Annotated in this window: 11 protein-coding genes; 8 read left to right on the forward strand and 3 right to left on the reverse strand. The window is 65.6% G+C overall.

The features are described from left to right. Window positions 1-9: 9 nt before the first annotated feature. The 3 genes from gnd to dnaA all read right to left on the reverse strand — a co-directional run bounded on the left by gnd (window position 10) and on the right by dnaA (window position 3917). Complete coding sequence (gnd, locus tag ACETWP_RS02695; protein WP_373970653.1) at window positions 10-897, reverse strand: phosphogluconate dehydrogenase (NAD(+)-dependent, decarboxylating); 888 nt, start codon at window positions 895-897, stop codon at window positions 10-12. 67 nt (window positions 898-964) lie between these two features. Beyond that, on the reverse strand, window positions 965-2086 hold the full coding sequence (gene dnaN / locus ACETWP_RS02700) for a DNA polymerase III subunit beta (RefSeq protein ID WP_373970654.1): 1122 nt from the start codon (window positions 2084-2086) through the stop codon (window positions 965-967). Between the two features lie 415 nt (window positions 2087-2501). Beyond that, window positions 2502-3917, reverse strand: coding sequence for a chromosomal replication initiator protein DnaA (gene dnaA / locus ACETWP_RS02705; protein WP_373970655.1), 1416 nt, complete (start codon window positions 3915-3917; stop codon window positions 2502-2504). A gap of 547 nt (window positions 3918-4464) precedes the next feature. On the opposite strand from dnaA, the gene rpmH reads away from it, so the two are divergent. The 8 genes from rpmH to ACETWP_RS02745 all read left to right on the forward strand — a co-directional run bounded on the left by rpmH (window position 4465) and on the right by ACETWP_RS02745 (window position 10500). Continuing rightward, complete coding sequence (rpmH, locus tag ACETWP_RS02710) at window positions 4465-4602, forward strand: 50S ribosomal protein L34 (protein WP_003800212.1); 138 nt, start codon at window positions 4465-4467, stop codon at window positions 4600-4602. Between the two features lie 84 nt (window positions 4603-4686). Then, entirely contained in the window at window positions 4687-5067 is a 381-nt protein-coding gene (rnpA, locus tag ACETWP_RS02715) for a ribonuclease P protein component (protein WP_373970656.1), read from the forward strand. After that, window positions 5054-5425, forward strand: coding sequence for a membrane protein insertion efficiency factor YidD (gene yidD / locus ACETWP_RS02720; RefSeq protein ID WP_373970657.1), 372 nt, complete (start codon window positions 5054-5056; stop codon window positions 5423-5425). The genes rnpA and yidD overlap by 14 nt, the downstream gene beginning before the upstream one ends. Before the next feature lie 6 nt (window positions 5426-5431). Continuing rightward, window positions 5432-6388: a membrane protein insertase YidC gene (gene yidC, locus ACETWP_RS02725; protein WP_373970658.1), complete on the forward strand. Its 957-nt coding sequence runs from the start codon at window positions 5432-5434 to the stop codon at window positions 6386-6388. A 2-nt stretch (window positions 6389-6390) separates the two neighbouring features. After that, window positions 6391-6936, forward strand: a complete 546-nt coding sequence (locus ACETWP_RS02730; RefSeq protein WP_373970659.1) for a Jag family protein — start codon at window positions 6391-6393, stop codon at window positions 6934-6936. A 37-nt stretch (window positions 6937-6973) separates the two neighbouring features. After that, complete coding sequence (gene rsmG, locus ACETWP_RS02735; RefSeq protein WP_373970660.1) at window positions 6974-7627, forward strand: 16S rRNA (guanine(527)-N(7))-methyltransferase RsmG; 654 nt, start codon at window positions 6974-6976, stop codon at window positions 7625-7627. Window positions 7628-7921: 294 nt separating this feature from the next. Next, window positions 7922-8899 (forward strand): ParA family protein, encoded by a 978-nt coding sequence (locus ACETWP_RS02740; RefSeq protein WP_373971011.1) that lies wholly within the window; start codon window positions 7922-7924, stop codon window positions 8897-8899. A gap of 92 nt (window positions 8900-8991) precedes the next feature. Further along, on the forward strand, window positions 8992-10500 hold the full coding sequence (locus ACETWP_RS02745) for a ParB/RepB/Spo0J family partition protein (RefSeq protein ID WP_373970661.1): 1509 nt from the start codon (window positions 8992-8994) through the stop codon (window positions 10498-10500). Window positions 10501-13797: the final 3297 nt, after the last annotated feature.

The following is a 13797-nucleotide window of genomic DNA, read 5'->3' on the forward strand; positions in this document are numbered from 1 at the left end:
CGGTACCGGCTAGGCGCCCGGGCGCTTGACCGCGTGCCCGCCGAACTGGCTGCGCAGGGCGGCCACCATCTTCATCGCCGGCGCGTCCACCTGGCGGGACGCGAAGCGCGCGAACACCGCGGCCGTGATGGCCGGCGCGGGAACGGCGCTGGAGATGGCCTCCTCCACGGTCCACCGGCCTTCGCCGGAATCCTCGACGTAGCCGGCGACGTCGGCGAGCTCGGGGTCGGCGCGGAGCGCCTCGACCAGCAGGTCCAGCAGCCACGAGCGGATGACGGTGCCCTCCTGCCACGCGGCGAACGTCCCGGGAACGTCCTTGATGATGTCCTTGGCCGCGAGGAGCTCGTAGCCCTCGGCGTAGGACTGCATGATGCCGTACTCGATCCCGTTGTGGACCATCTTGGCGTAATGGCCGGCGCCGACGTCTCCGACGTGGACGAAGCTCCTTGCGCGCTCCCCGTCGGGGCGCAGTGCGTCGATGATGGGGAGGATCTCCTCGACGTCCTCCGAGGAGCCCCCCGCCATGAGGCCGTAGCCGTTCCGCAGACCCCAGACGCCGCCCGAGACGCCGCAGTCGACGAAACGGATGCCCCGGTCCGCGAGTTCGGCGGCGTGTCGGATGTCGTCGCTGAAGCGGGTGTTTCCGCCGTCGATCACGAGGTCGCCCGGTCGCAACTTCCCGCCGAGCTCGGAGACCACGGAATCCGTGGGCCCGCCGGCGGGAACCATGATCCAGACGATCCTCGGCGTCGGAAGCGCCGCGACCATCTCGTCGACGGACGCCGCGTCGGAGACCTCGGGGTTGCGGTCGCAGCCGGTGACTTCGACGCCGCGTTCGCGGAGCCTGGCGCGCATGTTGAAGCCCATCTTGCCCAGGCCGATCAGACCGATGTGCACGGGATTCTCCTCCGTCTCTTCGGGAGACCTCCGCCGCCTGTGGCGGCGCCGCTCCGAGCGGGTGGGTCTAGTTGGGCAGGCGCACCGGCATGACCAGGTACCGGTAGTCGTCCTCGTCGTCGCCGTCGATGGTCTTCTGCGCGGTCATCATCGCCGGTTTCGGCGCCGTGGTGAAGGAGAAGCGGACGAACTCGCTGCTGAATGCGTTCAGTCCCTCGCCGAGGTAGGCGGGATTAAACGCGACGGTGATCTCTTCGCCGTCGAGCTGCGCCTCGATCGCCTCTTCCGCCTGCGCGTCTTCGCCCGTTCCGGCGTCCAGGGCCAGCTGCCCATCCGTGAATGCGAGGCGCACGGGGGTGTTGCGTTCCGCCACGACGGCGACGCGACGCACGGCCTCGACGAGGTCGCTGGTGCGGACGGTCGCGTGGATCGGGGTGTTTTCCGGGAAGAGCGACCGGATCTTGGGGTAGTCGCCGTCCACCAGCAGGGACGTGGTCCGGCGGTTGCCGCTTTCGAAGCCGATGAGGTCGCTGGAGGTTCCGAGTGCGATCTTGATGTCCCCAGACCCGCCGAGGGTCTTGGCGACCTCGTTGAGGGTGCGGGCCTTGACCAGCGCCGAGGTCGAGATGCCCGGGGTGGACGGCCGCCAGGAGACCTCGCGCATGGCGAGGCGGTAGCGGTCCGTGGCGAGGAACGTGATCAGGTCGTCCTCGATCTCCATTTTCACCCCCGTGAGGATGGGGAGGGTGTCGTCCTTGGAGGCCGCGACGATGACCTGGCTGATGGCCTGGGCGAAGGCCTCGCCGTCGACGATGCCGGCGATCTCCGGGAGGACGGGGAGCGTCGGGTAGTCGGCGACCGGCATGGTCGCGAGATGGAAGCGGCTGCGGCCGCAGGTGACGGTGACCTTCGAACCTTCGGTCTCGATGGTCACCTTTGCCTGGGGAAGGCTGCGGCAGATCTCGGCGAGGAGCTTGCCGGACACCAGAATGGTTCCCTCTTCGGTGGTGTCCGCGGAGATTTCCAGGTGCGCGGAAATCTCGTAGTCGAAACCCTCGAGGGTCACCGTGCTGTTCGCGGCGGTGATGAGGATTCCGGAGAGGACGGGTGACGGCGGGCGCTGGGACAGTGACCGGGCGGTCCAGGACACGGCTTCCGCCAGGACGTCCCTTTCGACACTGAACTTCACGTAGCTCCGCCTTTCACAGCATGTGGGTGACAACTTTCCGTGCAAGCTTAGCCCGAAGCCCGGAACGGGGAATACCAAGATCGGGGTTCGGTGGAGCGGTGCGGAGAGTGCGGGTCGGCGGGGGGAACTTGTTATTTGGAATCTTAGAAAAGGTGGGATTCGTAGTGTTAATAAGTGCTGTGGATACTGTGGATAACCCCGCTCGTTGGTTCAACTTCGCAGTTTAAGCATGTTCACAACATGTTGGTTCAGCCGGGCCAAGTGCCGGGGGCCGGTGGACAAACTTCCGCGTCGTTTAAGGGATCCACAGGGGTGTGGGCAGTTATGCGCAGCTTAAGGGCCTTCGTCCACTTAACTATCCACAGGTTTGTCCACAACTGTGGTTTTCGCCGGTTTTCCGGGGCTGAACGGGTCTTTAGCCGTCGCGTTGCTGTTGTTTGATCCTGTTGGTCAGTTCGGTCACCTGGTTGAAGATCGCACGCCGCTCGGCCATGAGCTGCCGGATCTTCCGGTCGGCGTGCATCACCGTGGTGTGGTCGCGGCCGCCTAGTTCCTGCCCGATCTTGGGGAGCGACATGTCCGTGAGCTCACGAAGCAGGTACATGGCGATCTGCCGCGCGGTCACCAGCGTCCGCGTGCGGGACTTGCTGTTGAGCTCCTCGATGCTGAGGTTGAAGTACTCCGCCGTCTGGGCCACGATCGCCGCCGGCGTGATCTCCTGCGCTCCCTCATCCGTGATCAGGTCCTTCAGCACAGCCTCGGCGAGGGCCATGTCCACGCCCTGGCTGTTCAGGGAGGCGAACGCGGTGACGCGGATCAGCGCGCCCTCGAGCTCTCGGATGTTGGTCGAGATCTTGGATGCGATGTATTCCATGACGTCGTCCGGAGCCGAGAGGCCCTCCGCGGTGGCCTTCTTGCGGAGGATGGCGATGCGGGTCTCCAGCTCCGGCGGCTGGATGTCCGTGAGGAGGCCCCATTCGAAGCGCGAGCGCATTCGGTCCTCGAAGCCCGCCAGCTGCTTGGGCGGGAGGTCGGAGGTGATGACGACCTGCTTGTTGTGGTTGTGGAGTGCGTTGAAGGTGTGGAAGAACTCCTCCTGCGTGGCGTCCTTGTTCGCGAGGAACTGGATGTCGTCGATCAGCAGGATGTCCACGTTGCGGTAGGTCTGCTTGAAACTGGCGCCCTCGTCGTCGCGGATCGAGTTGATGAAGTCGTTGGTGAACTCCTCGGAGTTCACGTAGCGCACCCGGATTCCGTTGTAGAGATGGCGCGCGTAGTGCCCGATCGCATGCAGGAGGTGGGTCTTTCCCAGACCGGAGTCGCCGTATATGAACAGCGGGTTATATGCCTTGGCGGGTGCCTCCGCGACGGCGACCGCTGCCGCGTGAGCGAAACGGTTGGATGATCCGATGACGAAGGTGTCGAAGATGTACTTCGGGTTGAGGCGGCCGAACTCCTGCGACGTCGACGGCGGGGAAGGCTGCGGGCGGTTGTCGCTGACGCGTTCCTTCGGCACCGGGGGTTGCTCGGATTCCTTGGGGGCCGGCGCCGGCTCGGGGACCAGATCTGAATCGATGCTGAACGCGCACAGGATGTCGTCCTGGAAAACCTGGCGCAGCGCGTCGTCCAGGGCGTTCTTGAGCTGGGTCTGCAGGACCTCGCGCGTGAGCTCGTTCGGGACGGCGAGCAGGAGCGTGGTGCCGATGAGCCCCTGGGGCTGGGCCAGAACGACGAAGCCCCGTTGCCGGGGGGTCACCCTGTCGTCCTGCTCCAGCTTGCGCACCACCTGGCGCCAGGCGCTGCCCACGCTGTTGGATTCGTCCGTGCTCACAATTGGTTCCCCTCAGGAGTGTTGCCGCCCGACCGGCGGCGGTTCGGGGCCCGGATGCGCGCCGCGAGGCCGCGAACCGGAACTACGATTCTAGCCGTCATCCACAGTGTTATTCACAGACGGTGGATAACTTGCTGGTTGGACCGGGATGTGATGGTGTGCCGCAGTGGACGCCTTAAACCGCGCGGTTCCGCGGCCAATGGGGCCTCGGGCCCGGGCCCGGACGCCTGCCGAAGGCCGCACCTTGTCCACATCTGTGGATTCGCTACCCACAGGGTGTGTGAACTCACGCTAGGGTTGTCCCGTCCGGCGCCGAGCGCCGGCGTCGTGTTGCGCCCAGGCCCGGTTTGACGCGGGGAGGCTCCGTCCCCTACCGTGGTTTAGTCCTGTGTGTGCGCTTTCGTCGCTGTCGTACGCCCTCCCTGCGGTTTTCCGCGAGGGGCGCCGCGACGCCCGGAAGCGCCACTTGAATACGAGCGTCAGCCTGTTCTTCCCCCCTGTAGCAACGGGTTAAGGCGCATCAAATGATCGTCTTGGAGTTACTACTGTGAGCAAGCGGACTTTTCAGCCGAATAACCGCCGTCGTGCCAAGAAGCACGGCTTCCGTCTTCGTATGCGCACCCGCGCCGGCCGCGCCATCCTGGCAGCCCGCCGCGGCAAGGGCCGTACCGAACTTTCTGCATAACCACGAGCTGGTCCGCGCGGATCGCCCCGTGATCTCCCCACCGCTCAGCCCCGGCGCCTAGCCATGCTGGCAAGGGAGCATCGGATGCGGTCCTCCGCGGATTTCTCGACCACCGTGCGTTCCGGTGCCCGCTCTGGGCGCCGGAACGTAGTGTTATACGCGCGAGGCCGGACCACACCCGGGACCACGGTTCCGACGAGGTTCGGCTTCATCGTGTCCAAGGCGGTCGGGAACGCGGTGACGCGCAATCTCGTTAAGCGAAGACTGAGGGCAGTGGCCGCCCAGGCGCTGTCCCATCGTGGCGTCAACTACGACGTCGTCGTCCGCGCGCTTCCTTCGGCGGCCACGGCCGGCTGGACCGAGCTTTCGGCCGAGATGGCCGAGGCGTTGGAGAAGGCCTGCCGCGCGGCGGACCGCAAGGCGGCATCCGGCCGCGCAGGGAAGGACAACGATGGCATCGCATGAGCGCCAGCTGGCCTCCGGCTTCGTTCGCCAGGTCATCGACCTGCCGCGCCACGTGTTGATCCTCCTGTTGAAGGCCTACCGGACCGTGGTGTCGCCGCTCTACGGCGACGTCTGCCGGTATTTTCCCAGTTGCTCCGCCTACGCCCTGGAAGCCGTCACGGTCCATGGAGCGGTGAAGGGAACCGGGCTGGCGGCCTATCGCTTGGTCCGCTGCAATCCGTGGAGCCACGGCGGCGTCGACCACGTGCCCGCGGGGCACCGGATTTGGCCAGAGGGTAAGACCCCCAAGATCATGGTGATGAATCATCCGCCGATTCCCGCCGACGATGACGCCGCAGACGCGGCTCGAGGAGCATGACAGTTAATGGAATTCTTTGACACGCTGCTGTGGCCCTTCCGCCAGGTGGTTTCGTGGATCCTTTGGGCGTTCCACGAGCTCTTCACCACACTGGGCATGGATCCGGACTCGGGCTGGACCTGGACCCTGTCCATCGTCTTCCTGGTGCTCCTCATCCGCACCGCCCTGATCCCCGTTTTCGTGAAGCAGATCAAGGCGCAGCGTGCCATGCAGGCGCTCCAGCCCGATCTGCGCAAGCTGCAGGCGAAGTACAAGGGCAAGAAGGACCAGCTCTCGCAGCAGGCGATGATCTCCGAGCAGCGTGAGCTGTTCAAGAAGCACAAGACGAATCCGCTGTCGTCATGCCTGCCGATCCTCGTCCAGATGCCGTTCTTCTTCGCGCTCTTCACGGTCCTGAACAACGCCTCCAAGGCCAGCCAGGCCGGGGAACCCATCGGCGCGCTGTCGGCGGAGCACATCCGCAGTTTCGACCAGTCCTCGATCTTCGGGGCCAAGCTCTCCGACACCTTCCTGGCGACGATCAACTCCGGCTCCCCGAGCATTTCCGTGATCATCACCGCACTGGTGATGATCATTGCGATGACGGCCTCGCAGTTCATCACCCAGAAGCAGATCATGTCGAAGAACATGACGAAGGAGGCCCTCGAGGGTCCGTTCATGCAGCAGCAGAAGATGATGCTCTACATCCTGCCGCTCGTGTTCGGGATCGGCGGCATCAACTTCCCCATCGGCGTCCTGATCTACTGGACCGCCTCCAACCTCTGGACCCTGGGCCAGCAGTTCTACGTGATCCGCAACAACCCCACCCCGGGCTCGCAGGCGGAACGCGAGCTGAACGAGCGCCGCGCGGCCAAGGGGCTGCCGCCGAAGGGCCAGGCGAAGGTCGAGGAGGCCGTACCGGTCGTCGAGGAGCCGAAGGTTCAGCGCGTCCAGCCGCAGCGTAAGAACAGGAAGAAGAAGTAGCCATGAGCAATGTGGAAGAGAGCGCGCGCGCGGCCGAGGACACGGCACCCGAGGAGGCCGACGAGGCCTCCCCCAGCCGGCTTGAGGAAGAGGGCGACGTCGCCGCCGACTACCTGGAGGAGCTTCTCGACATCGCCGACATCGACGGCGACATCGACATCGAGGTGCGTGGCGGCCGCACCTACATCTCCATCGTCAACGAGGACGGGGACGACGAGCCGCTGCGCGCGCTCATCGGCAAGGACGGTGAGGCCCTGGAGGCGCTGCAGGATCTGGCGCGTCTCGCCGTCCTCACATCCACCGGCAGCCGTTCGCGCCTGGTGTTGGACATCATCGGGTACCGCGCGGGCCGCGCCGGCGAGCTGCAGCGCGTCGCCGAGGACGCCGTCGCTCGGGCCAAGGAGAGCGGCCAGGACGTCGCCCTCGCGCCGATGAGCGCGTACGAGCGCAAGCTGGTGCACGACGCCGTGGCGGCCTTGGGCCTCTACAGCGAGTCCGACGGCGAGGGGCCGCGGCGGCACATCGTCGTCTCCCTGAGCGAGGCGTAGTGCCATCGGCACGGAGAGCGGTATGACGGAAAGCGGTATGAGCGTGAGTGTTGACCCTGTCCCGACGCCGGCCGAGCGGCTGGCTGCCGAGGCGGTCTTCGGAGACCGCCTGCCCTTGGCCGAGCGCTACGTCAAGCACTTGGCGACCTCGGGCATGGAGCGCGGCCTCTTGGGACCGCGCGAGGTTCCGCGGCTTTGGGGGCGCCACGTCCTCAACTGCGCTGTGGTCGCCGGGCTGATTCCGGAGGGCGCCGAGGTGGCCGACGTCGGCAGCGGGGCGGGCCTGCCCGGACTGACGTTCGCCATCGCCCGGCCGGACCTGACGGTGACCCTCATCGAGCCCCTGGAGCGCCGCTGCATCTGGCTGTCCGAGGTGGTCGACGATCTGGGCCTCGACAACGTGACGGTGTACCGGTCGCGGGCGGAGCAGGCCGTGGCGCAGATCGACGTCGACGTCGTGACGGCCCGTGCCGTCTCCGCGCTCTCGACTCTGGCCGGACTCACCATCCCACTGCTCCACGGCAAGGGCGAGGTGCTGGCCATCAAGGGCCGCAGCGCCGCCGAAGAGGTTGAGAAGGCCCATAAGGCCATCCGCAAGCTCGGTGGCCGCCACACGGAGGTCGTCACGGTGGGGGCGGACACCCTCGAGGAGCCGACGACGGTCGTCCGCATCCGCGTCGGTCAGGACTGAGCCGCTAGGCTGTACAGGTGGCCGGAAGGTTGCCCGACCGTCGAGAGAGGGATGTACGTGAAGAAGACCGGACGCAGGATTCCGCCGCTGGCGGCGATGTTCGCGTCGGCGCCGCCCTCGCACGAACTTAGGCAACCGGTAGAGGTTGAGGAGGGCGTTTCGGCGCAGGTTTCACGTGAAACGGAACCCTCGCGGCCCGCCGCCCCGGAGACCCTGCGCGATGTTTCCCCGCTCGAGGATTCCGGTTCGGGCGACGATGACGCCCGCACGGACGGCGCTCACGCCACGCAACGCTTGGCGGACGACGGCGTCCCGGCGGGCGCCGATGACGCACACCAGCCAGCAGCAGCTCAGGCCCCAGCAGAGGCACCGGTACGGAACGTTATGGACACCATGGACGACAGCACCCCCCTCGCCAGCCAACTCGTCAGCGAAACCAAGCGGCGCGAGCGCCTGCGCGGCCAAAAGCTGCCGCGCCCGCAGCAGACGCGCTTTTTCACCGTCAGCAACCAGAAAGGCGGCGTCGGCAAGACGACGACGACGGTCAACATCGCCGCCGCACTGGGCGCGGCCGGACTGAACGTGCTCGTGGTGGACATCGATCCCCAGGGCAACGCGTCGACCGCCCTCGGCATTGAGCACCACGCGGACGTGGACAGCATCTACGACGTCCTCATCAACGACGTGCCGATGGCCGATGTCGTCGCCGCGTGCCCCGACGTGGAGAACCTGATGGTCGCCCCCGCGACGATCCACCTTGCCGGCGCGGAGATCGAGCTCGTGTCCCTCGTGGCCCGCGAACAGCGGCTGCGCCGCGCCCTGGACCAGTACGCGAAGTACCGCGAAGAGCACGGGGAGCCTCGTTTGGACTACGTGTTCATCGACTGCCCGCCGAGCCTGGGGCTGCTGACCGTGAACGCCTTTGTCGCCGCGCGCGAGGTCCTGATCCCCATCCAGTGCGAGTACTACGCGCTGGAGGGTCTCAGCCAGCTGCTGAAGAACATCGAGATGATCCAGAAGCACCTGAACGACGAATTGGTTGTTTCGACGATTCTGCTCACGATGTACGACGGACGGACCAATCTCGCGTCCCAGGTCGCCGCAGAGGTCCGGGAACACTTCCCGAACGAGGTCTTGCGCGCCCTGATCCCGCGCAGCGTCCGCATTTCCGAGGCTCCGAGCTATCAGCAGACGGTGATGACCTACGATGCGGGCTCCACGGGCGCGTTGTCCTACCTCGAGGCCGCGACGGAGATCGCCGAGCGCGGGTAGCCTTCCCGCCCCCTCCCTCGAGACCGCGTAGACTCGGTGTCGAGCAAACACGCCCATTTACAGTGGGCATCCACGCGCCGGGAGGAAATCACATGGCGGAGAAGCGTCGGGGACTAGGACGGGGACTGGGAGCCCTGATATCCAGTGCACCGCAGGCCGATCCAGAGCGTGCGGAAGCGCCCGCGAAGACGTCGGAGGAGTCCGCCCCGCTTGACGGGACCGGCACGCGGAGCGGCGTCGTTTCACGTGAAACCCCGACGTCCACCGCTGGAAAGTCGGCGTCGATGCCGAATCCGACGGCGGAAGACGCAGACCGGATGACCAAACCGGGCGGCACGCCCAGGGCGGACGGAAGCGGCGGCGGGTCTGCGACCCGAGGCTCCACGGCGGCGGCGCGGGCAGACAGTGCTGCGTCTACCGACGGTGCCGGCAAGGCGACCGCGAAATCAGGGACGGGCAATTCCTCCCGCCCGTCGCCTTCGTCCAATCGAAGGAAACCCAGACCGGTGGATATGTTCTTTGCGCCGGGAAAGTCTGCTGAGACGCCCGAGGACCCTGTGGGTCAGTCCGACGAGGAAGGCTCGGGGTCGGGTTCCCGGTCCGTCCCGCGCGCATCCACCCCCAGGCGTCCCCAGATGCCGGACGTTATCGGCGAAGCACGGGCACGTGCCGAAGCGCCGCCGTCCGACGGGGACGTTGTTCAGGCGCCGGCGCCCGGGTCTTCCGACGGGGACGGTCTCGCCTCAAGCGACGTCGCCGTTTCACGTGAAGCCCTCGTGGAGGTGCCCGGGGCCACGTTTGCCGAGATCCCGGTCGGCAACATCCACCCGAACCGCAAGCAACCCAGGACCGTCTTCGACGCAGAGGACATGGCTGAGCTGGTCCACTCCATCAAGGAGGTCGGCCTCCTACAGCCCATCGTCGTCCGGCGTTCCAGCGAAGACGGCGACCGTCAGTTCGAGCTGGTCATGGGCGAGCGCCGCTGGCGGGCGACTCAAGAAGCGGGACTGGAGACCATCCCCGCGATCGTGCGGGCTACAACGGACATGGACCTGCTGCGTGACGCGTTGTTGGAGAATCTCCACCGTTCGCAGTTGAACCCGCTTGAGGAAGCCGCTGCCTATCAGCAACTGCTTCAGGAGTTCGGATGCACGCAGGAGGAGCTCTCGGCGCGGATTGGAAGGTCCCGTCCACAGATCTCGAACACCATACGCCTCATGCGGCTCCCCGCTCTGGTGCAGCGCCGGGTGGCCGCCGGTGTTCTGAGTGCCGGACACGCGCGCGCGCTCTTGGCATTGGCCGATCCCGGAGACATGGAGCGTGTTGCCCAGCGCATCGTCAATGAGGGGCTGTCTGTCCGCGCGACGGAGGAGCTCGTCGCCATGAGCGACGGATTGCGGCGGCCGGCGAAGGAACCGACGCCGCGCTCCACGGCACGCCACGAGCGCCTCGATTTCCTGGCCACGGCCCTGTCGGACCGTCTCGATACGAGCGTCAAGATCACGTTGGGGGCGAAGAAGGGACGCGTCAGCATCGAGTTTGCGAGCGTGGACGACCTGAATCGCATCATGGGAGTGATTGCGCCGGGCTCTCCCAACTAGCGACCGCGATGGGGCGCCGTTTCACGTGAAACGACGCCTCTGTCGTGTGTGCAGGCTGACGTCGCGGCACGCAGGGTCGATCGACCTGGGTGGGAAGTTGGTGCGGTCCGTACGCGATCCCCTCGCCGGCACACGGCACACGTCACCAGCACGCGACACCAGCACGCGGCATCGGCGCACGGTACCCGCGCTCGGCACCCGCACGCTGTCCCTGTAGGCGTCTTGACAGGCCCTCAGGGACCGCCTGAGCGCGGGCCCGGACGCTCACCGTAGAGCCAAATGCCCCAATGGTGCTGGAGCTCCCGCCAGACGCCCTGAGAAGCCCTCAGGGACCGCCTGAGTGCGGGCCCGGACGCTCACCGTACTTTGCCAGTCGCATGTTTGCTGGAGCGCCCGTCACGCGCCCCTGAGCAGTTGGCCATCTGCCGTCGACGAGAGCAGGGCCGGCCGCTCGAGAACTCCAGGTCGGGAACAGCCATCATCTCGAAGGCTCCCACGAGGACGAGTAGGCTCGCCTCGTTTCTAGACCCCCCTTGCTTCCACACCGAATGGCGGTGGGGAGTCTTGGAACACGCCGGTATTGTCCGTCCCCAGGGGATCCGTGTGGCGTATGTGGCCGTCGCCGAGGTCGATTCAGGGCCATCCTTGGATGGTTCGAGGGCAGCGTGTTTCACGTGAAACCTTGCGGGGCGTTCCGATGCGTGAGTCATGGTTCTGGCAGCCGAGCCCCACGCAGGGGAGTCTAGTGCCGCGCACACGTCGCTCGTTGTTTCCATACGCGTGGTTCGACCGGGTCTGCGTGTCTCGTGGCTCCGGTTTAATCTGCTCTGTTCTGTCTGTCGTGCGTTGATTCGCCATTTCATCGCGTCGCTTCGCAGAAGCACAGTCGGTTATGTACACCCTGGTCACGAGGGACGCTCCCAGCTTCATCAGGCACACGAACGATGGATAGTCGGCGCAAGGACCCTTTCGGGACGAGTGCGACGCCGTGCGATGATCCGGGATGCGGTCTGGGTGCCGGCGGCGAAGCTGAAGGACCGTGGCATTGCTGAGGCGGGCGGCGACCGTTGGTTTTCCGCTGGCCATGAATGGCTTGCGGCAGCGGTGCATCCTGAAGCATGTTCTCCGCGGGGTGACGACCGCGGTTGTGCGATGTTGTACTGCTTGCCCGTCGCATTCCCAGCGCCTGGGATGGAGTCGCCGGCATGTGTTTCACGTGGAACCGTCCTTTACGTCGGCGTTGCAGGGCGAGCCGAAGAGTGTTGGTTCGATCATCCCTTGGCACGAGGATGCACATGCGGCAGCAGAGACCGGATGATGCGGCGCGGAAGGAGTGTCCTGAAGACGAGCGTTCGTTCCTTGGGCCGGACCGCACTGATTGCGGTGGTCGCAGGAACCAAGCTAAGCCTGCATCTCCATTATTCTGGTGTTGTGGCCAAGCATCTCAGTGGTTGAACTCGTGAGCGCGAGCATGGACCCGTCGCGGAGTCAGCGGCCACCGGAATGTACTGGAACTGCGCGCAGGTCAGGGTTTCACGTGAAACGCGTCCAGCTGCTATCTCCTCGGAATGAAGATCGGCCAAGAACGCATTGGTGACGATAGCCGCACCGCCACCACTCGGTTCACGAAGTTGTCCCGAAAGCGCCGTCGGAAGCCAACCGGCCGTTCATGACGTGTCGTGGGCCCGCAGCAAACCGGCGGAATCCACGCGGTGGTGGGGGTGGAGGTCCATGCCTGAGGGACGATTGGTTTTCGGGTCTCCTGGTCTGCTGTCCGTCGGCACGGGCGATACCCGCACTCGTGGGTGCTGCGGCAACAGGCGCCGCAGTTCCGGGAGTTCTGGCGGGCTACGAACATCTGTCGCAAGGCCGCTGGGTGAGAGCCTGAGGAGGATTCGATGATCCGCTTCAGCCGGTGCGGCCACGCGTTGTCGTTCTCTGTATTCCCCGACCAAATTGACCCCAACGCGCGTTGGCTACCGCCCAGGGAATGGAGTGCATCCGGCCTGAACTACAAAGGTCGTTCGGATTTCGCCAACCAGTATGCCCGAGAGTGAGTCTCACTCCGGAGTGGGCCGTGGGAGTCGCATGGACGCCGCCATCTGCGTACCCCACCATGAAATGCCCGGCTAGAAAGGCCGTGAGTTGATTCTTGGCACGCCCTGCAGCATGCAGCCTTGACCTACGTCCATCGAGCGTTTCACGTGAAACGATTATGCGATGGTCTCCTTGCCGGAGAGTGGGCACGCCGTGCCGTTTCGGTTCGATCACTTCCTCGACGATTCCCTAGACTTGTTGCCAGTCGTGATCTGAAACCTAAGAAGGCAGATAGTGTGGTTCCCCATCATCGGTTTCACGTGAAACGCCGCTCTATGCCGACGTATTCGGTCTCTGTGTGTGGGGAGAAGGACTGCCTCCGCCATTGGTTCCACCGTTAGCATGCCGGTCCTTCCCGTTTCGTGGACGTTCGGTCCTCACTTCTGCAGTGGCCTTCGCTGGGCCTCTCGCGCCCGCCAAGGCCCCCGACGTGGCTGGTGCTGACCTCGGGGCCAGGTCGGCACGGTCGAAGAGCCTCAGGACAAAGGACCGACGGGGATGGCTTGCAGCGGTCCCCACCGTCGGCGCCGCGGCGCCGACATAGCATCACCTCCGGGTACCGATCGCGTATGCGCAGCCCACGATCGTGCCGCCCTGCGGCGGCGCATCCGCGCAAAGCATGCCGTTAGCGTCCGAAAGCCGGGTCATATTCCCTCCGTCGAACGTCGCAGCCGCGCAGCCCCTGCCGCTGGTCGATGCCGGTTCGCCGGGGTAAGAAGTCCGGGAGCCGGCACGGACGCAAGGGTGATGCTGCGACCGACAGGAGTCCCAGGCTGGTACACGCGGCGTAGGAGCTGGCCTCTGAGCGTGTCTTATCCCTGTCGGAGCTGAACAACGCGATCACATTGGATTCCCGACTATTTCGGTCGGGGGCGAGCGTTTCTCCCGAGCGATGACTTCGGTACTCTGCCCGTGTTCTGCACGCAGCGGCATGTCATTCGGACGCCGGGACTGGCCCTGGGATTGTCTGGCGGACCCGGCTGAGGCACCGAACTGTGTCTGAACCCGAATGAGGCACCGCGCTATGCGCCAGCCCCGTTGGAGGCACCGAGCTGTGTGGCGGGCCCAGGAGTCGGAGGGCCTGACGACGTTTCCTCTCCGACCGGGACAGTCCGCCGTAGGCGGGCGTCGGTGCGGTCCATTAGACCGTGGCTTTGGCGTCGGCGAACCACGGGAGCTCGACGTTTCACGTGAAACGCC

The organism is Arthrobacter halodurans (assembly GCF_041877255.1).
Lineage (GTDB): Bacteria > Actinomycetota > Actinomycetes > Actinomycetales > Micrococcaceae > Arthrobacter_N > Arthrobacter_N halodurans.